The sequence below is a fragment of the Variovorax sp. PAMC26660 genome (assembly GCF_014302995.1).
Classification (GTDB): domain Bacteria; phylum Pseudomonadota; class Gammaproteobacteria; order Burkholderiales; family Burkholderiaceae_C; genus Variovorax.
The window spans coordinates 6767870-6790446 of the sequence record NZ_CP060295.1; the positions used below are offsets into that span (position 1 = coordinate 6767870).

19 protein-coding genes are annotated in these 22577 nt (G+C 66.2%); 16 read left to right on the forward strand and 3 right to left on the reverse strand.

The genetic code is table 11. The annotated features are described in order from the left end of the window. Nucleotides 1-149 precede the first annotated feature (149 nt). The 11 genes from H7F35_RS31725 to H7F35_RS31775 all read left to right on the forward strand — a co-directional run bounded on the left by H7F35_RS31725 (nucleotide 150) and on the right by H7F35_RS31775 (nucleotide 13508). The gene (locus H7F35_RS31725; protein WP_187110454.1) at nucleotides 150-2120 is read left to right on the forward strand and encodes an AAA family ATPase; all 1971 of its coding nucleotides are present in this window, start codon (nucleotides 150-152) and stop codon (nucleotides 2118-2120) included. A gap of 40 nt (nucleotides 2121-2160) precedes the next feature. Continuing rightward, on the forward strand, nucleotides 2161-3507 hold the full coding sequence (argA, locus tag H7F35_RS31730; RefSeq protein WP_187110455.1) for an amino-acid N-acetyltransferase: 1347 nt from the start codon (nucleotides 2161-2163) through the stop codon (nucleotides 3505-3507). Between the two features lie 36 nt (nucleotides 3508-3543). Beyond that, nucleotides 3544-4182, forward strand: coding sequence for a LysE family translocator (locus H7F35_RS31735; protein ID WP_187110456.1), 639 nt, complete (start codon nucleotides 3544-3546; stop codon nucleotides 4180-4182). A 126-nt stretch (nucleotides 4183-4308) separates the two neighbouring features. Beyond that, nucleotides 4309-5304, forward strand: coding sequence for a DUF3829 domain-containing protein (locus H7F35_RS31740; RefSeq protein WP_187110457.1), 996 nt, complete (start codon nucleotides 4309-4311; stop codon nucleotides 5302-5304). Between the two features lie 93 nt (nucleotides 5305-5397). After that, complete coding sequence (gene dapC, locus H7F35_RS31745; RefSeq protein WP_187110458.1) at nucleotides 5398-6618, forward strand: succinyldiaminopimelate transaminase; 1221 nt, start codon at nucleotides 5398-5400, stop codon at nucleotides 6616-6618. Between the two features lie 43 nt (nucleotides 6619-6661). Continuing rightward, nucleotides 6662-7495 carry a 2,3,4,5-tetrahydropyridine-2,6-dicarboxylate N-succinyltransferase gene (gene dapD, locus H7F35_RS31750; RefSeq protein ID WP_187110459.1) on the forward strand — a complete coding sequence of 278 codons (834 nt, stop codon included), beginning with the start codon at nucleotides 6662-6664 and terminating at the stop codon, nucleotides 7493-7495. A gap of 64 nt (nucleotides 7496-7559) precedes the next feature. Then, nucleotides 7560-8708 (forward strand): PilT/PilU family type 4a pilus ATPase, encoded by a 1149-nt coding sequence (locus H7F35_RS31755; protein WP_187110460.1) that lies wholly within the window; start codon nucleotides 7560-7562, stop codon nucleotides 8706-8708. 16 nt (nucleotides 8709-8724) lie between these two features. Beyond that, entirely contained in the window at nucleotides 8725-9903 is a 1179-nt protein-coding gene (dapE, locus tag H7F35_RS31760; RefSeq protein ID WP_187110461.1) for a succinyl-diaminopimelate desuccinylase, read from the forward strand. Continuing rightward, complete coding sequence (gene prmB, locus H7F35_RS31765; RefSeq protein ID WP_187110462.1) at nucleotides 9900-10778, forward strand: 50S ribosomal protein L3 N(5)-glutamine methyltransferase; 879 nt, start codon at nucleotides 9900-9902, stop codon at nucleotides 10776-10778. The genes dapE and prmB overlap by 4 nt, the downstream gene beginning before the upstream one ends. Before the next feature lie 170 nt (nucleotides 10779-10948). Next, nucleotides 10949-12979, forward strand: coding sequence for an ABC-F family ATP-binding cassette domain-containing protein (locus H7F35_RS31770; protein ID WP_187110463.1), 2031 nt, complete (start codon nucleotides 10949-10951; stop codon nucleotides 12977-12979). 25 nt (nucleotides 12980-13004) lie between these two features. Next, on the forward strand, nucleotides 13005-13508 hold the full coding sequence (locus H7F35_RS31775; protein WP_187110464.1) for a hypothetical protein: 504 nt from the start codon (nucleotides 13005-13007) through the stop codon (nucleotides 13506-13508). Here the strand turns inward: H7F35_RS31775 and H7F35_RS31780 are convergent. Further along, nucleotides 13459-13692 carry a hypothetical protein gene (locus H7F35_RS31780; protein WP_187110465.1) on the reverse strand — a complete coding sequence of 78 codons (234 nt, stop codon included), beginning with the start codon at nucleotides 13690-13692 and terminating at the stop codon, nucleotides 13459-13461. The genes H7F35_RS31775 and H7F35_RS31780 overlap by 50 nt on opposite strands. Nucleotides 13693-13695: 3 nt before the next feature. Next, nucleotides 13696-13923 carry a helix-turn-helix domain-containing protein gene (locus H7F35_RS31785; protein WP_187110466.1) on the reverse strand — a complete coding sequence of 76 codons (228 nt, stop codon included), beginning with the start codon at nucleotides 13921-13923 and terminating at the stop codon, nucleotides 13696-13698. Nucleotides 13924-13991: 68 nt separating this feature from the next. Between H7F35_RS31785 and H7F35_RS31790 the strand changes: the two genes are divergently transcribed. After that, nucleotides 13992-14705 (forward strand): helix-turn-helix domain-containing protein, encoded by a 714-nt coding sequence (locus H7F35_RS31790; RefSeq protein ID WP_187110467.1) that lies wholly within the window; start codon nucleotides 13992-13994, stop codon nucleotides 14703-14705. 218 nt (nucleotides 14706-14923) lie between these two features. Here H7F35_RS31790 and H7F35_RS31795 read toward each other — a convergent pair whose 3' ends face one another. After that, the gene (locus H7F35_RS31795; protein WP_187110468.1) at nucleotides 14924-15484 is read right to left on the reverse strand and encodes a fasciclin domain-containing protein; all 561 of its coding nucleotides are present in this window, start codon (nucleotides 15482-15484) and stop codon (nucleotides 14924-14926) included. A gap of 350 nt (nucleotides 15485-15834) precedes the next feature. On the opposite strand from H7F35_RS31795, the gene H7F35_RS31800 reads away from it, so the two are divergent. The 4 genes from H7F35_RS31800 to H7F35_RS31815 all read left to right on the forward strand — a co-directional run bounded on the left by H7F35_RS31800 (nucleotide 15835) and on the right by H7F35_RS31815 (nucleotide 22575). Then, complete coding sequence (locus tag H7F35_RS31800; RefSeq protein WP_261803436.1) at nucleotides 15835-17337, forward strand: efflux transporter outer membrane subunit; 1503 nt, start codon at nucleotides 15835-15837, stop codon at nucleotides 17335-17337. 74 nt (nucleotides 17338-17411) lie between these two features. After that, the gene (locus H7F35_RS31805; RefSeq protein WP_187110470.1) at nucleotides 17412-18611 is read left to right on the forward strand and encodes an efflux RND transporter periplasmic adaptor subunit; all 1200 of its coding nucleotides are present in this window, start codon (nucleotides 17412-17414) and stop codon (nucleotides 18609-18611) included. Between the two features lie 10 nt (nucleotides 18612-18621). Continuing rightward, a complete protein-coding gene (locus tag H7F35_RS31810; protein ID WP_187110471.1) occupies nucleotides 18622-21711 on the forward strand; it encodes an efflux RND transporter permease subunit in 3090 nt (1029 codons plus the stop codon). 366 nt (nucleotides 21712-22077) lie between these two features. Further along, the gene (locus H7F35_RS31815) at nucleotides 22078-22575 is read left to right on the forward strand and encodes a hypothetical protein (protein WP_187110472.1); all 498 of its coding nucleotides are present in this window, start codon (nucleotides 22078-22080) and stop codon (nucleotides 22573-22575) included. The last annotated feature ends 2 nt before the right edge of the window (nucleotides 22576-22577 follow it).

Consider the following 22577-nt stretch of genomic DNA (forward strand, 5'->3'; position numbering starts at 1 on the left):
AAGTTGCCTCGCCCGGCCTGAAGCCTGCGCCCTCGTGCGCGCTTCGAGCACAGAAGCGCCGCAACTGAATCCCACAGCGTCTGCCTGCCGTGTCCTTCGTCCCGAAGGAACGGCCGCTTTTTCGTACCTGTCCGTTTCATAAAAAAATCATGTCCAAAGACATTCATTCCAACCTGCATGCCGAGCTGTCCGAGCGCACCCGGCACCTGCAGACCGTCGCCGAAGCGCTGAAGGCCGAGCTGTTCGGCATCGACGACATCATCGATCGCGTGATCGATTCGCTGCGCGCCTGGTATGTGCTGCCCCAGCTCATCAGCCGCCCCGTCATCGTCTGCCTCTGGGGCCTGACCGGCACCGGCAAGACGCAACTGGTGCGCAAGCTCGCGCAGCACCTGGGCTTCTATGACCGCTTCATCGAAGTGCAGATGGACGGCTTCAGCCACGGCTCGGGCTACCACAGCGGCGGTTCGATCTCGGCCATGCTGGCCGAATCGGGCATTGCCGAGGGCACGCCGGGCATTCTGGTGCTCGACGAGTTCCAGCGCTTTCGCACGCGGGACGGCAACGGCAACGACGCCAAGGTCGAGCGCTACCAGGACGTGTGGGCCCTGCTGTCCGACGGCCGCCTGCCGCCCGCGCTGTCGATGCTGGGCGAGATCGAATCGTCGCTCGCGCAAGCCGAGTTCGAGCACGACCGCGACGGTCCCGCCGACAAGAAGAAGCTCAAGAAGCGCAAGCTGCATCTCTCGCCCTGGGAGGCGCAGGAAGTGAAGCGCTGCCTGAAGCTCTCCGAAACCCTGCTTCAGATCATGGCCTGGAAGCCCGCCGAGGTGCATGCGCGCCTGCGCGCCTTCCGCGACAGCCAGCAGAACTGGGAAACCGACTACAGCAAGCTGCTGGTGTTCGTCTCGGGCAACCTCGACGAGATGTATGCCGAGATGGCCCAGCGCGTCGAAGACTGCGACACCGACGCCGACATCTTCCATGCGCTCACGAAGAAGCTCTCGATGATCGACGTCAAGAAGGCGCTGGCCGAGCGCTTCCGCCCCGAGCAGATCGCGCGGCTGGGCAACAACCACGTGATCTACCCGTCGTTCAACCGCGCGACCTACGTGCGGCTGATCCTGTCGATCTGCGACCGCTACGTGGGCGAGATCCAGGAAAGCTCCGGCGTGCGCTTCGTGCTCGACGCCAGCGTGTATGAGCAGATCTACGCCAACGCCGTGTTCCCGGCACAGGGCACGCGCCCGCTGTTCTCGTCGATCCACGCGATCCTGAGCGCGACGCTGGTCAACGCCGCACTGTGGGCGCTGGAGCAAGGCGCCAATGGCAGCGAGCCGGTGTGGCTGACGCTGGATGCGGGCGTCTCGTGCATCGCGGCCAAGTACCGCAAGGCACGACGACAGTTTCCGATTGCCCTGGAACTCAACCGCCTCAAGCAACGTTCGAGCGAGGACTTCCGCGCCCTGCTCGCCGTGCACGAGGCGGGCCATGGCGTGGTCTACGGCCTGCTGTTCGGCCGCGCGCCGCAGGAGATCAAGATCAACGTGGCCTCGTTCGAGGGTGGCTACAACAGCTACGAGCAGCGCAAGACCTGGTCGAAGGAAAACCTGCGCGACCGCATCTGCGTGAGCCTCGCTGGCCGTGCCGCCGAGCAACTGGTGTTCGGCGAGCAGGCCTGCACCTCGGGCGCCTCGCAAGACTTCATGCAGGCCACGTCGAATGCCGCGCAGTACGTGCGCCACTTCGCCTTCGGCACGCGACTGAGCCGCACCGACGTCGCCAACGACGCGAACGACAACCTCAACACCGACCTGGCGGCCACCAACCCCGAGATCGAGGCCCTGCTGGCACAGGCGCATGCACGCGCGCTGGCGCTGCTCGAAGCCCACACGCCGGCGCTGATGGCGGTGGTCGACGCGCTGATGCGCGAAGGCTCGATCGCGCCGGCCGAACTGGCGGCCATGCTCGACCTGCCGGCGCCCGTGCCCGGCGAGTCGACCGACGCCTACGCGGCGCTGCTGACGGACTTCCGTTCGCGCGTGGCGGCCGTCCCGGTGCCGGCTCGCGCCAGGGGTCCGAGGGCCGGCGCGGCCCGGGTGCTCAAGGCCCTGGCCTGAGTCAGGCAAATCTCACTTCATGAATGCACAATCACGCCCCATGTCCACCGTCTTCAATTTCACCTTCGTGCCCTGGTTCCGCTCGGTCGCGCCCTACATTCACACGCATCGCGGTAAGACTTTCGTGGTCGGGTTGGCGGGCGAAGCCATTGCGGCGGGCAAGCTGCAGAACATCGCGCAAGACCTGGCGCTGATCCAGAGCATGGGCGTCAAGATCGTGCTGGTGCACGGCTTCCGTCCGCAGGTCAACGAGCAGTTGGCCGCCAAGGGCCACAAGGCACAGTACTCGCACGGCATCCGCATCACCGACGCGGTGGCGCTCGACTCCGCGCAAGAGGCCGCCGGCCAGTTGCGCTACGAGATCGAGGCCGCCTTCAGCCAGGGCCTGCCGAACACGCCAATGGCCGGCTCGACGGTGCGAGTGATCTCGGGCAACTTCATCACTGCGCGCCCCGTGGGCGTGGTCGACGGCGTCGACTTCAAGCATTCGGGCCTGGTGCGCAAGGTCGATGCAGCCGGCATCCGCCGCACGCTCGATTTCGGCGCGATGGTGCTGATGTCGCCCTTCGGCTTCTCGCCCACCGGCGAAGCTTTCAACCTGACTATGGAAGAGGTCGCCACCAGCGTCGCCATTTCCATCCAGGCCGACAAGCTGATCTTCCTGACCGAGATCCCGGGCATCCGCATGGACAGCGAACTGCCCGAGAGCGAGGACAACCCGATCGACACCGAACTGCCGCTCGATGCCGCCGAAAAGCTGCTGGCCTCGCTGCCGCCCGCACAGCGCCCCACCGACACCGCCTTCTACCTGCAGCACTGCGTCAAGGCCTGCAAGGCCGGCGTGGAGCGCAACCACATCCTGCCCTTCGCGCTCGACGGCTCGCTGCTGCTGGAGGTGTACGTGCACGACGGCGTCGGCACCATGGTGATCGACGAGAAACTCGAAAGCCTGCGCGAAGCCTCGGTCGACGACATCGGCGGCATCCTGCAGTTGATCGAGCCCTTCGAGCGCGACGGCACGCTGGTCAAGCGCGACCGCACCGAGATCGAACGCGACGTCGGCCACTACACCGTGATCGAGCACGACGGCGTGATCTTCGGCTGCGCGGCGCTCTACCCCTACCCCGAGGAGCGCACCGCCGAGATGGCCGCGCTCACGGTGTCGCCGCAATCGCAGTCGCAGGGCGACGGCGAACGCATCCTCAAGCGCATCGAGCACCGCGCCAAGGCCATGGGCCTGGACAGCATCTTCGTGCTCACCACGCGCACCATGCACTGGTTCCTCAAGCGCGGCTTCCAGCAAGTCAACCCCGACTGGCTGCCCGAGGCGCGCAAGCGCAAGTACAACTGGGACCGCAAGAGCCAGGTGCTCGTCAAGAAGTTCTGACGACCTGAATCTTCAGCAAAGAAGGAGACTGCCCCGATGACGCTCGCCACCGCCCTGCTCTTCGCCATCGTGGCCTTCGCCGCCATCGCCACGCCCGGCCCCACCGTGCTGCTGGCACTCAGCAATGGCTCGCGGCACGGCGTGCGGCGCGCGCTGCCGGGCATGCTCGGCGCGGTGCTGTCGGACTTCGTGCTGGTCGGCGCGGTGGCGCTGGGCCTGGGTGCGTTGCTGGCGGCATCCGAATTCTGGTTCGCAGCGCTGAAGTGGGTTGGCGCGGTGTACCTGGCGTGGCTGGGGCTGCGCATGCTGCGCTCCAAGGGCGGCTTCCAGCTGCCGAACGCCGATGCCGCCGCGTCGGTGACCGCGGGCGAAAGCCGCCGGATCTTCTTCAAGTCATTCCTGGTGGCGGTGACCAACCCCAAGGGCTACATCTTCTGCTCGGCGTTGTTGCCGCAGTTCATCGATCCTTCGGCCGCACAGGCGCCGCAGTACCTGATCATTGCGCTGATCTTCGCGGGCCTGGACATGACGGTGATGCTGGCCTACGCCTTCGTCGGCGCCCGTGCGATCCGGCTGCTGACGGTGTCGGCCACCCGCTGGATCGACCGCGCCTGCGGCGGCATGCTGCTGGCGCTGGCCGGCTCGCTGGCCTTCTACCGGCGCGGCGCCGCCTGAGCGCGGCAGCGCCGCCGTCTTCGCACGGCGGCCATCCCCACGATGTTTTCCCGGGGCCTTGATGGCTCCGACGGCCTATCGGCAAGCAGAGCAAGGCTTGCCTGCGTTTTTTCAACGGAGGAATCAATGAAGTACTGGACGATCCTGAGCGCAACGCTTGTCACGGCCTTGGCCTTGCTGGCCGGTTGCGGCGACAAGGCAGACAAGCCGGCGCAAGCGGCTTCACAAGCACAGGCCCAAAAGAGCAACACCGAGCAACAGCTGGTCGAAAAATACAACATCTACGTCGACGTCTCGAACAGCCTGAGCACCTCGTTCCAGGAGGCGCGCGAAAGCTACGTGGAAAGCCAGCTGCCACCGCTCCAGGCCAAGGCGCCGCTAACCAGCCTGCGCATCCAGAACGACATCCTGGTCGACCGTTCGGCCAAAAAGCTCGATGCAGCCGTAGCCATCGACGCGCCGCTGCCCGAAATCGACGAATCGGCCAAGGCGTTCTCGGCCGCACTCAAGGTGCTGTCACCCCTGAGCCGCGAGTTGAACGACTACGCCAACTCCAAGGGCTACCTGGCCGACAACGGCGACAAGGCGCGCCAGATGAACAAGGACTACCTGGCCGCGCTCACCACGGTTGCGCAGGCCGAGGCCGCGTTCGACAAGGGCCTGAGCGCCCGCGACCAGGCCCTGACCAAGGAAGCCTTCGAGAAAGCGCCCAAGGACACCGCCGCCTACTACCGCGCCGGCCTCATCTACCACGGCAAGCTCAACCACGCCGATGCGCGCACGCTGTTCGAATCGCCCAACGATCCGAAGGCATTGGCGGCGTTCGAAGCGTCGCTGGCGCTGGTGGCCGACTCGGCCACGGGCTGGAGCAAGAAGACCGCCGAGCAGTCGGCCCAGAGCGGCAAGAGCTGCAGCGGCGGCATGCTGCAGATCAACGAGTTCATCGGCCAGTCGCGCTCGATGGTCAAGGACATCAGGAACGGCGTGTTCAAGCGCAAGGAAACCGGCGCCATGGCCGGGTTGCCGGCGTACATGCGCAGCTCCAGCATCGTCAGCTCGGCGAACCGCTACAACCAGAACTTCGCCAACATGATCGGCCAATTCAACCACCCGCTGTGCTGAGGCGATGACCGTCCCGGGGCCACGGGGCGCCAAAAACGACGCGCCGAGGCCCTGGCGCCGTGAAGACACACCCCGTCGCCGATAATCCCGGGCATGAATCCCTTGCTTTCCAGGTTGCAGCCCTATCCCTTCGAGCGGCTGAAGCAACTGTTCGCGGGTGTCACGCCCAACCCCGAATTCCCTGCCATCAGCCTGGGCATCGGTGAGCCCAAGCACGCGACGCCGACTTTCATCAAGGAAGCACTGAGCGCCAGCCTCGGTTCGCTGGCCGCGTACCCGGCCACCGCCGGCGATCTGAAACTGCGCACCGCCTTCACCGACTGGCTGAAGACCCGCTACAGCCTTGCGCTCGATCCGGCCACGCAGGTGCTCCCGGTCAACGGCTCGCGCGAGGCGTTGTTCTCGCTGGCGCAAACCGTGGTGGACGCCACCGTCTCGCCGCAGCCGGTGGTGATGTCGCCCAATCCGTTCTATCAAATCTACGAGGGCGCCGCGCTGCTCTCGGGCGCCGAGCCTTACTACGTGCCGAGCGTGCCGTCGCGCAACTTCGCCGTCGACTGGGACAGCGTGCCCGAGGCCATCTGGGCCCGCACGCAACTGGTGTTCGTCTGCTCGCCGGGCAACCCCACGGGCGCGGTGATGGCTTTGGACGAATGGAAGAAGCTCTTCGAGCTGTCCGACCGCCACGGCTTCGTGATCGCGGCCGACGAGTGCTACAGCGAGATCTACTTCCGCGACGAGCCCCCGCTCAGCGGCCTGGAAGCGTCGGTGAAGCTCGGCCGACCGGATTTCAGGAACCTGATCGCCCTCACCTCGCTGTCCAAGCGCAGCAACGTGCCCGGCCTGCGCAGCGGCTTCGTGGCGGGCGACGCGGCCATCATCAAGAAGTTTCTGCTCTACCGCACCTACCACGGCAGCGCCATGAGCGGCACCGTGGCCGGCGCCAGCATCGCGGCCTGGGGCGACGAGGCCCATGTGGTGGAGAACCGCGCCAAGTACCGCGCCAAGTTCGCCGCAGTCACGCCGCTGCTCGAAGCTGTGCTCGACGTACGCCTGCCCGACGCCAGTTTCTACCTCTGGGCCGGCGTGCCCGAAGTGTGGGCTGGCGACGACGAAGCCTTCGCCCGCGCGCTCTACGCTCAATACAATGTCACGGTTTTGCCGGGGAGCTATCTGGCCCGTGACACGGCGCACAGCGCCAACCCCGCGAACCCAGGCAAAGGCCGCATCCGCATGGCGCTGGTGGCCGAAACGGCCGAATGCGTCGAGGCCGCCGAGCGCATCGTCCGCTTCGTCAAAGACGCCCGCCGCTGACCGCCCCGCTTCCCTGCTCCATTTTTCACCCGAGACTTTCTTCATGACACAGCAACTGCAACAGATCATCGACGCCGCGTGGGAAGACCGCGCAAACATCTCGCCCGCCGCCGCCTCCGCCGAAGTGCGCGACGCCGTCGAGCACGTGATCACCGAGCTCAACAACGGCAAGCTGCGCGTGGCCACCCGCGAAAGCGTGGGCAAGTGGACCGTGCACCAGTGGATCAAGAAGGCCGTGCTGCTGTCGTTCCGCCTGAAGGACAACGAACAGATGCAGGCCGGCTCGCTCGGCTTCTACGACAAGGTGCCAACCAAGTTCTCGCACCTGTCGGCCGGTGAGCTGAAGGAATCGGGCGTGCGCATCGTGCCGCCGGCCGTGGCCCGCCGCGGCAGCTTCATCGCCAAGGGCGCGATCCTGATGCCCTCGTACGTGAACATCGGCGCCTACGTGGGCGAAGGCACCATGGTCGACACCTGGGCCACCGTGGGTTCATGCGCACAGATCGGCGCCAACGTGCACCTGTCGGGCGGCGTCGGCATCGGCGGCGTGCTCGAGCCGCTGCAGGCCGGCCCGACCATCATCGAAGACAACTGCTTCATCGGCGCCCGCTCCGAAGTGGTCGAAGGCGTGGTGGTCGAAGAAAACTCGGTGCTCGGCATGGGCGTGTACCTCGGCCAGAGCACCCCGATCTTCAACCGCGAAACCGGCGAGACCTCCTACGGCCGCGTGCCGTCCGGCAGCGTCGTCATCAGCGGCAACCTGCCCAAGAAGACCAAGTCGGGCCAGGACTACAGCACCTACGCCGCGATCATCGTCAAGACGGTCGATGCGCAGACGCGCTCCAAGACCAGCCTGAACGACCTTCTGCGCGACTGAATGCAGCCGGCCTTGCGCCACTGATCCTTCCCCTTAGAAAAACAGCACCCGAGGAGAGAGACCGATGAACATGATGGAGCGAATTCTTCGTTTGATGGCCGAGCGCAAGGCCTCCGACATCTACCTCTCGGCTCACTCCCCGGTACAGATCCGGATCAACGGCAACTGCGTGCCCATCAACGCGCAGGTGCTGCCGCCCGCGGCGCCGCTCGCGCTGCTGGCCGAAGTGGTGCCCGCCGAGCGCATCCAGGAGCTGGAGCGCACGGGCGAGCTGAACCTGGCCATTGCCCTCGAAGGCGCCGGCAACTACCGCATCAGCGCCATGCGCCAGCGCGGCAGCTACGCGGTGGTGGTGCGGCACATCGCCTCGAAGATCCCCAGCTTTGCCGATCTGAACCTGCCCGACATCCTCAAGACGCTCATCATGGACAAGCGCGGGCTGATCCTGATGGTGGGCGCCACCGGCGCGGGCAAGACCACCACGCTGGCCTCGATGCTCGACTACCGCAACGAAAACGCCAGCGGCCACATCCTCACGGTCGAAGAGCCGATCGAGTTCACCTACACCAACAAGAAGTCGCTGGTGAACCAGCGCGACGTGGGCAACGACACGGCGTCACTGCAGGTCGCGCTCAAGAACGCGCTGCGCCAGGCGCCCGACGTGATCCACATCGGCGAAATCCGCGACCGCGAAACCATGAGTGCCGCGATTGCCTACGCCCAGTCGGGCCACCTTTGCGTGAGCACGCTGCACGCCAACAACAGCTACCACGCGCTCAACCGCATCCTGAGCTTCTACCCCGTCGAAGTGCGTCCCACGATGCTGGGCGACCTGGGCTCGGCCCTGCGCGCCGTGGTGTCGCAACGGCTGCTGCGCACACCGGCCGGCAGCCGCGTGCCGGCGCTCGAAGTCATGCTCAACACCGCGCTGGTGGCCGAGCTGATCGAAAAGGGCGACTTCTCCGCCGTCAAGGAGGCCATGGTGAATTCGATGGCCGACGGCTCGCAGACCTTCGAGGAAGACATTGCGCGCCTCATCATCGAGGAACGCGTGACGCGCGAAGAAGGCCTGGCCCAGGCCGACTCGCCCACCAACCTGCTGTGGCGCCTGCAGAACCGCGCCGCACCCAAGCCGCAAGTCGAAGACCGCAACCTCACGGACCAGGTCGACGAGCCCACTTTTACCGACATCACGCTCGACGTGAAGTTCTGAACCAAGCCTTTTCCCGATGTCCCGCACGCTCCAGCTCGCCGAACAACTCATCTCGCGCCCCTCGGTCACACCCGACGACGCGGGCTGCCAACAGATCCTCGGCGAACGGCTGGCGCAACTGGGCTTCACGCTGGAGACCATCGAAAGCGGCCCGGCCGACTTTCGCGTGACCAACCTCTGGGCGGTGCGCCGCCCGGCCCATGCGGCTGCAACGAAGACGCTGGTGTTCGCCGGCCACACCGACGTGGTGCCCACCGGCCCGGTCGAACAATGGACCAGCCACCCGTTCACGCCCACGCACCGCGACGGCAAGCTCTACGGCCGCGGTGCCTGCGACATGAAGACTTCGGTGGCGGCCTTCGTGACCTCCATCGAAGAGTTCCTGCAGGCCACGCCCGAGCCCAGGCTCACGCTGGCCCTGCTGCTCACCAGCGATGAAGAAGGCCCCGGCGTCGACGGCACCGTCATCGTCTGCAATGCGCTGACCGCACGCGGCGAGGTCATCGACTACTGCATCGTCGGCGAACCCACGGCGGTGGAGCGCTGCGGCGACATGATCAAGAACGGCCGCCGCGGCACCATGAGCGGCAAGCTCACGGTGAAGGGCGTGCAGGGCCACATCGCCTACCCGCATCTGGCCAAAAACCCGGTGCACTCGGTGGCGCCCGCGCTGGCCGAGCTGGTGGCGCTCAACACGGCCGGCGGCTGGGACGCCGTGAGCAACCCCTACTTCCAGCCCACAAGCTGGCAGATCAGCAATTTCCACTCGGGCACCGGCGCCAGCAACGTGATTCCGGGCAGCGCGGTGATCGACTTCAACTTCCGCTTCTCGACCGAATCCACGCCCGAATCGCTGCAGCAGCGCGTGCACGCCGTGCTCGACGCGCACGGTGTCGACTACACGCTGGCCTGGACCGTCGGCGGCCTGCCCTTCCTGACCACGCCCGGCGAACTGGTGGTGGCGGTGCAAGGCGCCATCCGCGAAGAAACCGGCATCGAGACCGAGCTGTCGACCAGCGGCGGCACCAGCGACGCGCGCTTCATCGCCAAGATCTGCAAGCAGGTGGTCGAGCTGGGCCCGGTGAACGCCAGCATCCACAAGATCGACGAACACATCGACGTGGCCGAGATCGAGACGCTCAAGAACATCTACGTGCGCACGCTCAAGCAGCTCGACGCCGCGCTCGCCCGATGAGCACCGTCATCGAACTGATCGAAGCCGGCGCCCAGCGCCTGACCGACGCCGGTGTGGCTTTCGGCCACGGCACGGCCAACGCCTTCGACGAAGCCGCCTGGCTGGTGCTGTGGCGCCTGAAGCTGCCGCTGGACGACATCGACGCAGTGGCCGACAGGCCCGTGTCGCCGGCCGATGCCGGCAAGGTCGCCGCCCTGTTCGACGAACGCATCGCCACGCGCAAGCCCGCCGCCTACCTGACGAAAGAGGCCTGGCTGCAGGGTGTGCCCTTCTACGTGGACGAGCGCGCCATCGTGCCGCGCAGCTTCATTGCCGAGCTGATCGCCGATGGCAGCATCGACTACTGGCTCGGCCCGCACACGCAGCGCGTGCTCGACCTGTGCACCGGCAATGGCAGCCTGGCCGTCATTGCGGCGCTGACCTACCCGGATGTGACGGTGGATGCCGCCGACCTGTCCGTCGAAGCGCTCGAAGTGGCCGCCATCAACGTCACCCGGCACGAACTCGATGGGCGCGTGAAGCTGGTCGAGTCCGATGGCCTGGCCAAGCTGGCCGGCCCCTACGACCTGGTGCTGTGCAACCCGCCCTATGTGAACAGCGCAAGCATGGCCGCCCTGCCCGCCGAATACCGCGCCGAGCCCGAACTGGCGCTGGCCGGTGGCACCGACGGCATGGACTTCGTGCGCCAACTGTTCGCCGGCGCGCCTTCGCGCATGAGCGAGCAGGCGGTGCTGGTGCTGGAAATCGGCAACGAGCGCGACTACTTCGAGGCGGCGTTTCCGCAGCTCGAAGTCGTGTGGCTCGAAACCTCGGCAGGCGAAGACCAAGTCTTGCTCGTGACCCGTGCGGCCCTCGCGTCGCTCACACCGCCATGACGGTGACTGCCGGTGCCGGCGTGCGTTAGCTGCGCCCGCCCAAGCCCCTTTCTGCCGCTTTCTCGCAGCCCCGGCTGCAGTCCCCCTTCATCGGGTGATGCCCTCATTTGCCCCTTCGCGCCAGGCCGCCAAGGGCCGGACGGGATAATCGCCCCTACGGTTCCTATTTCATGATTACTCTCAAAAACGTCATTCTTCGCCGCAGCGCCAAGAAACTGCTCGACGGCGCCACCGTCAACCTCAACCCCGGCGAAAAGGTCGGCCTTGTGGGGCGCAACGGTGCCGGCAAGTCCTCGCTGTTCGCGCTGTTCAACGGGTCGCTGCACGAAGACGGCGGCGACTTCTACGTGCCCAAGCAGTGGCGCATGGCCCAGGTGGCGCAGGACATGCCCGAAACCGACGAATCGGCCACCGAATTCGTCGTCGGCGGCGACACCCGCCTGACCGAGCTGCGCACCACGCTGGCCGCCATCGAGGCCGCCTACACCGAGAACCCCGACGATGCCGACATCGGCATGGAACTGGCCCACGCCTACACCGACCTGGCCGATGCCGGCGAGCACGATGCCGTGCCGCGCGCGCAGGCGCTGATCCTCGGGCTGGGTTTCAAGTCGCACGAACTCGACGGCGCCGTCAACAGCTTCTCGGGCGGCTGGCGCATGCGCCTGCAGTTGGCCCGCGCGCTGATGTGCCCCAGCGACCTGCTGCTGCTCGACGAACCCACCAACCACCTGGACTTGGACGCGTTGGTGTGGCTCGAAGCCTGGCTGCAGAAGTACGCCGGCACCATGATCGTCATCAGCCACGACCGCGAATTCCTCGATGCCGTGACCGACGTGACCCTGCACATCGCCAACGCCCAGCTCACGCGCTACGGCGGCAACTACAGCGCCTTCGAGACCTTGCGCGCCGAGCAGATGGCGCTGCAGCAGACCGCCTTCAGCAAGCAGCAGGACAAGATCGCCCACCTGCAGAAGTTCATCGACCGCTTCAAGGCCAAGGCCAGCAAGGCCAAGCAGGCGCAAAGCCGCGTGAAGGCGCTGGAGCGCATGGAAAAGGTCGCGCCGCTGCTGGCCGAAGCCGACTTCACCTTCGAGTTCAAGGAGCCGGGCAACATCCCGAATCCGATGCTGTCGATCAGCAATGCGAGCTTCGGCTACGAAATTGAAGACGCCGCGCCCAAGACCATCCTGCGCGGTGTCAGCCGCTCGGTGCTGGCGGGCCAGCGCATCGGCATCCTGGGCGCCAACGGCCAGGGCAAATCGACGCTGGTGAAGACCATTGCACGCGAAATGGGTGCGCTGGCCGGTGAAGTCACGGAGGGCAAGGGCCTGAACATCGGCTACTTCGCGCAGCAGGAACTCGACGTGCTGCGCCCGCAGGACAACCCGCTCGAACACATGGTGCGCATGGCGCGCGAACTCGGCAGCGCGGTCAAGGAAGCCACCGGCGAGCAGGCATTGCGCGGCTACCTGGGCAGCTTCAATTTCAGCGGCGACATGGTCAAGCAGCCCGTGGGCACCATGAGCGGCGGCGAAAAGGCCCGCCTTGTACTCGCCATGATGGTCTGGCAGCGCCCAAACCTGCTGCTGCTGGACGAGCCCACCAACCACCTGGACCTTGCCACCCGCGAAGCCCTGGCCGTGGCGCTCAACGAGTTCGAAGGCACGCTGATGCTGGTGAGCCACGACCGTGCGCTGCTGCGTTCGGTGTGCGACGAGTTCTGGCTGGTGGGCCGCGGTGTCGTCACCGACTTCGACGGCGACCTCGACGACTACCAGCGCTACCTGCTCGACGAAGCCAAGCGCCTGCGCGAAGAAGCCAAGGTGGCTGTGCGCGATGCGGCCAACGCTATTGAAACTGCAGCTGCAACCCCAGCAAAGACGGCCGTTGCAGCCGCTTCGGGCACCGAAAGTGCAGCCGCCAGCAAGAACCCGCAGCAACGCAAGCAGGACGCCCAGGACCGCCAGCAGCGCAGCGACCAGGCCAAGCCGATCAAGCGAGAAATCGCCCAGATCGACGAACGCATGGCCGCCGCCAGCACCGAGCGCACCGCGCTCGAAGCGCGACTGGCGCAGCCGCTGCCGCCGGCCGAGATCGCCGACGCGGGCAAGCGCCTGAAGGCGCTCAACGACGAAATCGCCCGCCTCGAAGAGCGCTGGCTGGCCCTGTCGGACCAACTGGAAGCATTGACCGCCTGACGCGGGCACAGCGAAGGGACACCGCATGCCGTCTGCCATCGACCTCGCCAACGGCGACGAAAAGCTGATAGCGGCGGTCCACCGCAGCCGTCGCCTGATCGGCCGCAAGGCCCTGATGGCGGCGGCCGCCAGCGCGATACCGCTGCCCGGCATCGACTGGGCCGCCGATGCGGCCCTGCTCTCGCGGCTGGTGCCTCAGATCAGCGCCGAGTTCGGACTCTCGGTCACCCAGGTCGAAAAGCTCGCGCCGCACCAGCGCGAGCGCATTCAGAAGGCGGCCACCACGGTGGGCGCCTTGCTGGTGGGGCGGCTGGTCACGCGCGACCTGCTGGTCCGGCTGGCCAAGCATGCCGGCGTGCGCCTGACCGCCAAGCAGGCGACCAAGTACGTGCCGATTGCCGGGCAACTCGTGTCCGCGGCGCTGGGCTATGCGGCCCTGCGCGCCCTGGGCGAGCAGCACATCAAGGACTGCGTGCGCGTCAGCGCCACTCTCGCTCTCGCGCCGCCTGCAGCGCACGCGAGCGCCTGAGCGCTTCCTCGTCGAACAGCACCATCGCCGCGCCCAGCGCGCCGATCAGCCCGAAGGCGCCCCCGCCGGCAATGCCGGGGTGCTCCGTCAGAACCCCGTAGATCAGGGCCGCGAAGGACAGCAGCGCCAGCAGCACGCACAGCGCGCGGTCGAGCCACAGGCCCGACGGCGAAGGCCTGCGCACCGCTCAGTCATTGATGCGGGGCCAGGCAAAGGGCGCTGGCCGCACGGCCTGCTCCTTCACGCCTTGTTCGTAGGCGCGAAGGAGCGCCAGGTAGTGGCGCGACATCACGTCGCTGACACGCCCCAGTCCGATCTTGCTGACCGTGGGCTGTGGAATTCCGGTGCGTTCCTGGATCTGCTTTTGCGTGAGCCCCATGGCTCGCAGCGCCAGCACCAACTCGCGTGGCTTCATGGCAATTACTCCCTTTTTTATATTTCTCAGTTTAAAGGTAATATTCATCTGGGCTTAAATCCGCGGCCATGGAGACTATTGCCACACGCGCCAAGGCGGCCCGCAAACATGCCAAGCTGACACAGCGGCAAGCGGAGGCTGCGTCCGGCGTCAAACAGTCCAGCATTTCAAAGATCGAGCGCGGGGATACCACCCGAACCATGGGCCTGCTGGCCCTGGCCCGCATCTATGGCGCCGATCCCCATTGGCTCGACACCGGCGATGGCCCGGCGCCTTGGGACCCGGTGCAGATCCGGCCGGCGCAGAACAGCGCCAACGAACCGGCAGCCGTCTACCGGGTCGTGCGCGTTCCGCCTGAAGTGCCGTGCTTTGCACCCGGCACACCCGACACGGTGCCGCTCATTTCATGGCCGCAGGCGGCGAACTGGGACAAGGCGGGCAAGCAGGCCGCCGATGCCGCTCGCTGGATTCCCTGCATCGCCCATCACAGCCCCGAGACCTATGCGCTGCGGGTGCGCGGCGACAGCATGATCTCGTCGAGCGGGGAGCTGAAAAACTATCCCGAAGAATCGATCATCTTCATCGACACGCAGCTCAGAAAGCCGGAGGACGGCGAACGCGTCATCGCCCAGCTCGAAGACGGCGACGACATCACCTTCAAGACCTACAAGGAAGACGACGGCCGCCGCTGGCTGCTGCCGTTGAACCCGAAGCACGAGCCGATCCGCGCGGCCTTCACCGTGCTGGGCACCGTCATCGGAAAGTGGGAAGACGAGGACTGAGGTCGTCGTTCATCTTCACAATTCTTCACTCAATCTTCACTCAGGCGCGAGGGCCGGGGAATGTGACAGTCAGGTTGCGGGCAGGTTGGAAAGAGATAGTCAAGTCTCTCCCTGTGGCCTGCACTCTCTGATCCTCCCTCCTCCAGCAGGTCACCTTCCAGCCCGCCTTCGTGCGGGCTGTTTTTTTGGTGTGACTCGCCAGGGAGAGCAGTCGCGGCTTACTTGGGCAGCAGGACCTTGTTGACCACGTGGATCACGCCGTTCGACTGGTAGACGTTGGGGATGGTCACCGTGGCGGTGCCGCCCTTTTCATCGGTGATCATGATCTTGCCGCCCTTTTCCGAGGCGACGAGCACACCACCGGCCACGGTCTTGAGTTCGGCCGAACCCTTGCCTGCCTTGATCTCCTTCTTCAGCGCGGCGGCGTCGAGCTTGCCGGCCACCACGTGGTAGGTCAGCACGCCGGTCAGCGCATCCTTGCTCTCGGGCTTGAGCAGCGTGTCGACGGTGCCGGCAGGCAGCGCGGCAAAGGCTTCGTTCGTCGGTGCGAACACGGTGAACGGACCCGGGCCCTTCAGCGTGTCGACCAGGCCCGCAGCCTTGACGGCGGCGACCAGCGTGGTGTGGTCCTTGGAATTGACGGCGTTGTCGATGATGTCCTTGGTCGGCAGCATCGGCGCACCGCCCACCATGACGGAAGCGGCCATGGCCGAGACGGCACCGGCGGAAATCGCGATGGCGAGGGTGACGGAAGCGAGGCGATGAAGTTTGCTTTGCATGGAGATGCTCCTGGTTGAGTGGACCGCCACGAAATCGCGGCGGCTGTCATCCATACGGGGCCCCGCGCGGAACAGATTCGGCTGCGGCGAAAAGAAAAGAAGCTTTCAAGGCCGATGCACTTCGCACCGCGCCCGCGCTTTTCGCGCCATGTAGTACCAATTTCGTCGCATCGCTATTGCGTCGCAGCGCGGGTGCGGCGACATTTCAGGAAGTCAGCTACCCCCGGCCTTTCCGGGTGTACAAACGCTCCCCCATGCCAAATCAAGAAAACCATGCGTTGGAGGATCACCCCAGTTCGTTGCGCGCGGCTACCGCGCGCCGGCGGCCAGGGTGGCCCACTCATGGGGCCGTGCTCAGCGCGGCCCTGCTCCTGAGTGCCTGTGCGGTCGGTCCCGACTTCAAGACACCCGGGCTGCCAGCCACTGCCCAAGGGGCGGACTACACACCCGCGCCAGCGCCCCCGCGCACCGCGCAGGCCGATGCACCGGGAGGCCAGTCGCAAGAGCTGCTGGCGGGCCGCGACATTCCCGCGCAGTGGTGGGGCGTGTTCCAGTCGGCGCCGCTCGACCAGTTGATTCGCGCCTCGCTCGCGCAAAGCCCCACGCTCGCATCCGCACAGGCCGCGCTGCGCGAGGCGGAAGCCACTTACGAGGCCAAGTCGGGCAACCTGCTGTGGCCGCAGGTCAACGCCCAGCTCGGCGCGCAGCGCGAGCGCGCATCGCAAATCACCTCCCAGGTGCCGGGCGGCCAGTTGCTCACGCTGTACAACGCATCGATCAACGTCAGCTACAACCTCGACGTGTTCGGCGGCGCGCGCCGCCAGGTCGAAGGCGCGCAGGCCGCCGTCGACGCGCAGCGCTACCAGGTCGAGGCGGTCTACCTCACGCTGACGTCCAACCTTGTGACCACCGCCATCCGCGAAGCCTCGCTGCGCGCGCAGCTTCAGGCCTCGCGCGAAGTGCTGAAGGCGCAGCGCGAACAGTTGAACGTGATCGAAAAGCAGTTCGACACCGGCGCCATTCCCAAATCGACCGTGCTGCAGCAGCGCACGCAGGTGGCGCAGACGCAAGCCACCTTGCCGCCGATCGAAAAATCGCTCGCGCAAACGCGCCATCAGCTCGCGGTGTTCGCCGGACGGCTGCCGGCCGAAGCGGGCCTGCCGGAGTTCGACCTGGCGAGCCTCACGCTGCCGCAAGCCCTGCCGCTCTCTTTGCCCTCGGAACTGGCGCGCCAGCGGCCGGACGTGCGCGCCAGCGAAGCGCAACTGCATCAGGCCAGCGCTGCGGTCGGCGTGGCCACGGCCAACCTCTATCCACAGTTCCAGCTCACGGGCAGCTACGGCAACAGCGCGACGCGCGCACGCGACCTGTTCAGCGGCCCGACCACCTTGTGGAACGTGGGCGCCGGGCTGACGCAGCCGCTCTTCAATGGCGGGGCGCTGCGGGCGCAAAGGCGCGCGGCAGAGGCGGCCTACGACTCGGCCGCGGCGCAGTACCGCAGCACCGTGCTGGGCGCCTTCCAGAACGTGGCCGATGCCTTGCGCGCGCTCGAATTCGACGCCATCGCGCTGCAGAACCAGGCCACGGCCGAAACGCTCGCCAAACAGTCGCTCGACCTGACCACGACGCAGTTTCGCGCCGGCGCGGTCAGCTACGTGCAGCTCCTGACCGCGCAGCAGGCCTGGCTCCAGACGCACACCGCACTGGTGCAAGCCCAGGCCGCGCGCTATGCCGATACCGCCGCCCTCTTCCAGGCACTGGGCGGTGGCTGGTGGAACCGCGGCGAGCTTGCCAACGCGACGATCGCCCCCGCATCCGACGCCGCGCCCGCACCTGCGCCGGCGCAGAACTGACCCCCGCTGCGACATGACCTCGCCATGCCGCAGCACCACCCCCCTTCATCCATAACTCGAAGAGAAGCCCACCCATGACCCGGAGAATGATCATCATGATCGGCTGCGTGCTGCTGCTGGTCGCCGCGCTGGCGCTCGGCAAGTTCCTGCAGATCCGCGCGTTGATTGCCGCTGTGCCCAAGCCCGGCGCGCAGACCGTGTCGACGGTCCAAGTGCAGAAGCTGCAGTGGCAATCGCAGTTCGCCGCGGTCGGCACGCTGAACCCGGTGCGTGGCGCCGACCTCAGCACCGAAGTCGCGGGCCTGGTGCGCAACGTGCACTTCAAGTCCGGGCAGGACGTGAAGGCCGGCGCGCTGCTGGTCGAGCTGAATGCCGATTCCGACATCGCCCTGCTGCACTCCGCCGAAGCCGCCGCCGCGCAAGCCGCCACCGTGCTCAAGCGCGACCAGGCGCAGCTCGCGGTGCAGGCCGTGAGCCAGGCGCAGATCGACGCGGACGTGAACGACCTCAAGGCCAAGCGCGCGCAGGTCGAGCAGCAGGCCGCCGTGGTGGCGAAGAAGTCGATTCGCGCGCCCTTCTCGGGCCGCCTGGGCATCACCACGCTGAACCCGGGCCAGTACGTGAACGCGGGCGACAAGCTGGTCACACTGCAGACGCTGGACCCGATCTATGTCGACTTCACGCTGCCGCAGCAGCAGCTCGCCGGGCTGGCTGTGGGCCAGGTGGTGAATCTTGCAGTCGACACCTTCCCCAACCAGCCGTTCACCGGAAAGATCAACGCGATCAGCCCGAAGGTGGATGCCACCACGCGCAACGTGCAGATCGAGGCGACCATCTCGAACCCGAAGCAACTGCTGCTGCCGGGCATGTTCGCCAACGTGAAGATCGACATCGGCACCTCGCAGGAACAGCTCACGCTGCCCTCCACCGCCGTCACCTACAACCCGTACGGCTCGACGGTGTTCGTCGTGAAGACGGCCGATGCGTTCAAGGCTGCCACCGCGCCTGCTGCACCCGCCGCCCCTGGCGCGCCCGCCGCACCGGCTGCCCCTGCCAACAGCAACGCACCGAGCGGACAACAGCTCGTCGCGCAGCAGGTCTTCGTCGAGACCGGCCCGACGCGCGGCGACCAGATCGCCATCGTCAAGGGCCTGGAAGCCGGCCAGGTGGTCGTGAGCACCGGACAGAACAAGCTGAAGAACGGCACACCGGTGGCAGTGGACAACAGCGTCCAGCCGACCAACAGCCCGAACCCGACGCCGCAGGAAAAGTGAGGCCGACCGCATGAACTTCACCGACATCTTCATCCGCCGGCCTGTGCTGGCGATGGTGGTGAGCCTGCTGATCGTGGTGCTGGGGCTGCGCGCGCTGTCCGGCCTGCCGGTCAACCAGTACCCGAAGACCGAGAACGGCGTGGTCACCATCAGCACCGCCTACTACGGCGCCGATGCGGCCACGGTCGCGGGCTTCATCACGCAGCCGCTCGAAGCCGCCGTGTCGCAGGCGCAGGGCATCGACTACCTGTCCTCGTCCAGCAGCCTGGGCGTGTCGACGATCACCGCGACGCTGCGGCTGAACTACGACTCGAACCGCGCGCTGACCGAGATCAACACGCAGGTCAATTCGGTGCGCAACCAGCTGCCGCCGCAGGCGCAGCAGCCGGTGCTGACCGTGGCCACGGGCCAGACCACCGATGCCATGTACATCGGCTTCTACAGCGACACGCTGCCCAACAACAACGTCACCGACTTCCTGGTGCGCGTGGTGCAGCCCAAGCTCAACGCCATTCCCGGCGTGCAGACGGCCGAAATCCTGGGCGCGCGCACCTTCGCGCTGCGCGCCTGGCTCGATGCGCAGAAGATGGCCGCCTTCGGCGTGACCGCGACCGACGTGAGCGCGGCGCTCTCCGCCAACAACTACCTGGCCGCCGTGGGCGCCAGCAAGGGCCAGATGGTCAGCGTGCCGCTGACGGCCGGCACCTCGCTGCACAGCGTGGACGAGTTCAAGCAGTTGTCCATCAAGAGCAGCAACGGCGCGATCGTGCGGCTGCAGGACGTGGCCAACGTGACGCTCGGCTCCGAGAACTACGACTTCAACGTCGCGTTCAACGGTGTGCGCTCGGTGTTCATCGGCATCAAGGTCGCGCCCGAGGCCAACATCCTCGAGGTGGCCAAGCAGGTGCGCACGACCTTCCCCGAGCTGCAGGCCCAACTGCCCAGCGGCCTGACCGGCAAGATCGTCTACGACTCGACCGACTTCATCAACACCTCCATCACCGAAGTGATCAAGACGCTGGTCGAGGCGCTGTTGATCGTGACGGTGGTGATCTACCTCTTCCTGGGCAGCCTGCGCGCGGTGCTGGTGCCAGTGATCGCGATGCCGTTGTCGCTGATCGGCACCTTCTTCGTGATGCTGGTGCTGGGCTACTCGATCAACCTGCTCACGCTGCTTGCGCTGGTGCTGGCGATCGGGCTGGTGGTGGACGACGCGATCATCGTGGTGGAGAACGTCGACCGGCACATGCGGCAGGGCAAGACACCCATGCAGGCCGCGTTGCTCGCGGCGCGCGAGCTGGGCGGGCCGATTCTGGCGATGACGGTGGTGCTGGTGGCGGTGTACGTGCCCATCGGCTTCCAGGGCGGGCTGACCGGCTCGCTCTTCACCGAGTTCGCCTTCACGCTCGCCGGGGCCGTGGTCGTGTCGGGCGTGGTGGCGCTGACGCTGTCGCCCATGATGTGCTCGCGCATCTTCAAGCCCGAGCAGGACAGCGGCAAGTTCGCGATGAAGATCGAGCACATCTTCGAGCGCGTGCATCACCGCTACGAGCTCATCCTGCGTGGCGTGCTCAAGACCTGGCCGGTGATGATCGTGATGGGCGTCATCCTCATCGGGCTGCTGTTCGTGATGTTCAAGATGTCGAAGTCCGAACTGGCACCCGAAGAAGACCAGGGCATCGTGCTGTCGCAGGTGGTGGGTGCGCCCACGGCCACGATCACGCAGATGCAGACCTACGCCGACCAGATCTTCAAGATCGCGCACGACACGCCCGAGTACGCGCAGTTGTTCCAGCTCACCGGCGTGCCGAGCACCAACGCGGGCATTGCCGGCGTGCTGCTCAAGCCCTGGGACCAGCGCACGCGCAGCGCGCACGACATCCAGGCCGACCTGCAAAAGCGCTGGAACGGCATTGCCGGTGCCAAGGTGGTGGCCTTCCAGTTCCCGGCCCTGCCGGGCGCCTCGGGCCTGCCGGTGCAGTTCGTGATCAAGACCACGGAGCCGTTCGAGAACCTGAACACGCTCGCGCAGCAGATCATGGACAAGGCGCGCGCGGACGGAAAGTTCTACTACATCGACGCCGACCTGAAGATCGACCTGCCGCAGGCCACCGTGGTGGTCGACCGCGACAAGATCGCATCGCTCGGCATCACGCAGCAGGACGTGGGCAATGCGCTGGGCGCGGCGCTCGGTGGCGGCTACGTCAACTACTTCTCGATCTCGGGCCGCTCCTACAAGGTGATTCCGCAGGTGCAGCAGGTCGACCGGCTCAACCCCTCGGACGTGCTGAACTTCTACATCAAGACGCCCAACGGCGTGGTGCCGGCCAGCACCGTTGCGAGCCTGAAGTACAGCGTGCAGCCCGAGACGGTGAACCACTTCCAGCAGCTCAACTCGGTGACCATCCAGGGCGTGCCCAGCGGCACGCAGGGCGAGACGCTGGAGTACCTGCGCGGCGTGGTGCAGCAGTTGGCGCCGAGCGGCTACACCGTGGACTACTCGGGCCAGTCGCGCCAGTTCGTGCAGGAGTCGGGCAACTTCGCCATCACCTTCCTGTTCGCGCTGATCATCGTGTTCCTGGCGCTGGCGGCGCAGTTCGAGAGCTTCCGCGACCCGGTGGTGATTCTGGTGTCGGTGCCGCTCGCGCTGTTCGGCGCCATGATCTTCATCTTCTGGGGCTTCGCCTCGATGAACATCTACACGCAGGTCGGGCTGGTCACGCTGATGGGCCTCATCAGCAAGCACGGCATTTTGATCGTGGAAGTGGCGAACCGCCTGCAAAAGCAAGGCCTGAGCAAGCTCGATGCCATCGTCGAGGCGTCCGGCACGCGGCTGCGCCCGATCCTGATGACGACGGCCGCCATGGTGTTCGGCGTGCTGCCGTTGGTCATCGCCTCCGGTGCCGGCGCTGCAGGGCGCAAGGCCATGGGCATCGTGATCTTCAGCGGGCTGTCGATCGGCACGCTGTTCACGCTGTTCGTGGTGCCGGCGATGTACCTGTTCATCGCGGCGCGGCATGAGAAGGAAGAGCCGCGCACCAGCGCTGATGCGGCGGCGCCCGCATCAGCGCTGCCGGGGACGGCGGCGCCGGAAGCCTGATCGCCAGGCCCCGAGCCGCCGCTCGGGGCCCTCGGCAAGACGCTGGCATCGCGACGAGATGCGTCTGGTGACTCGCGCGGAGGCCGAAAAACCAGGCGCCCGCGCCCAAATGAAGAAGCGCTTGAGCGTGATTTTTTCCACGTTTTCAGCCGTGACTTACGAACGGCGCTTGCCCCTGCCAGCCCTTGGGTGAACATCCACAAGCTGTCACGCACCTCAATGGGGAGGCCATCGCCCCCTTCACAGATGACCCGATCGGGCTGATCGGGCTCCACGCCATCCGGCGACACACCTTCCCCGCGCGACGGCATCGTTGTTCGGCTCGCTCACGTCCTAGCGAGCTCTTCGTCAACGTGGATGGAGAGGATGGGAGAAGACTCAGGGAGCAGTGAAGACCACGGCGAATGGCTGGATTTCCGCATGCGTGACGGCCGAGCGCGCACCGCGGCAAAGATCAGCCGAAAGGCCATGGAAGATCATTTCGGTGCGAAAGACGATGGGCACTCCTTGCTCAGCATCTACGTGACCAACTCGGAAGTCATTCATCAGAAGGTTCGCGCCAAAATGAAGATGGGCGGTCCGTACACGCCCGAAAACCCCGTGGAACTGCGCTCGCTGGACTTTCTTGCATCCTCCGGCGCCTCCCTTTCCATTCACCGCGTTCCAGGCCGAATGACCGACGACGAAATTCAAAGGTTTCTGGCGCAGGTCGCCCGTCCCAATCGGCAGGGCGATTCCAGCTCGGGCAACTACGTGCATTGGAAAGCCGGCATCGGGCGCGTAGGGCTGACCGGCATTTTTTCGGCCGATCAACTGGAGGCCATGGCGGCCTGGATGCGCCGGGCATTGAAGGATGAGCAGTGACC

What these genes read in the sequence shown, in the direction of transcription:
- H7F35_RS31725 (WP_187110454.1), top strand. Translation starts at nt 150, where the DNA reads ATGTCCAAAGACATTCATTCCAACCTGCATGCCGAGCTGTCCGAGCGC.
- argA (WP_187110455.1), top strand. Translation starts at nt 2,161, where the DNA reads ATGTCCACCGTCTTCAATTTCACCTTCGTGCCCTGGTTCCGCTCGGTC.
- H7F35_RS31735 (WP_187110456.1), top strand. Translation starts at nt 3,544, where the DNA reads ATGACGCTCGCCACCGCCCTGCTCTTCGCCATCGTGGCCTTCGCCGCC.
- H7F35_RS31740 (WP_187110457.1), top strand. Translation starts at nt 4,309, where the DNA reads ATGAAGTACTGGACGATCCTGAGCGCAACGCTTGTCACGGCCTTGGCC.
- dapC (WP_187110458.1), top strand. Translation starts at nt 5,398, where the DNA reads ATGAATCCCTTGCTTTCCAGGTTGCAGCCCTATCCCTTCGAGCGGCTG.
- dapD (WP_187110459.1), top strand. Translation starts at nt 6,662, where the DNA reads ATGACACAGCAACTGCAACAGATCATCGACGCCGCGTGGGAAGACCGC.
- H7F35_RS31755 (WP_187110460.1), top strand. Translation starts at nt 7,560, where the DNA reads ATGAACATGATGGAGCGAATTCTTCGTTTGATGGCCGAGCGCAAGGCC.
- dapE (WP_187110461.1), top strand. Translation starts at nt 8,725, where the DNA reads ATGTCCCGCACGCTCCAGCTCGCCGAACAACTCATCTCGCGCCCCTCG.
- prmB (WP_187110462.1), top strand. Translation starts at nt 9,900, where the DNA reads ATGAGCACCGTCATCGAACTGATCGAAGCCGGCGCCCAGCGCCTGACC.
- H7F35_RS31770 (WP_187110463.1), top strand. Translation starts at nt 10,949, where the DNA reads ATGATTACTCTCAAAAACGTCATTCTTCGCCGCAGCGCCAAGAAACTG.
- H7F35_RS31775 (WP_187110464.1), top strand. Translation starts at nt 13,005, where the DNA reads ATGCCGTCTGCCATCGACCTCGCCAACGGCGACGAAAAGCTGATAGCG.
- H7F35_RS31785 (WP_187110466.1), bottom strand. Translation starts at nt 13,923, where the DNA reads ATGAAGCCACGCGAGTTGGTGCTGGCGCTGCGAGCCATGGGGCTCACG.
- H7F35_RS31790 (WP_187110467.1), top strand. Translation starts at nt 13,992, where the DNA reads ATGGAGACTATTGCCACACGCGCCAAGGCGGCCCGCAAACATGCCAAG.
- H7F35_RS31795 (WP_187110468.1), bottom strand. Translation starts at nt 15,484, where the DNA reads ATGCAAAGCAAACTTCATCGCCTCGCTTCCGTCACCCTCGCCATCGCG.
- H7F35_RS31805 (WP_187110470.1), top strand. Translation starts at nt 17,412, where the DNA reads ATGACCCGGAGAATGATCATCATGATCGGCTGCGTGCTGCTGCTGGTC.
- H7F35_RS31810 (WP_187110471.1), top strand. Translation starts at nt 18,622, where the DNA reads ATGAACTTCACCGACATCTTCATCCGCCGGCCTGTGCTGGCGATGGTG.
- H7F35_RS31815 (WP_187110472.1), top strand. Translation starts at nt 22,078, where the DNA reads ATGGGAGAAGACTCAGGGAGCAGTGAAGACCACGGCGAATGGCTGGAT.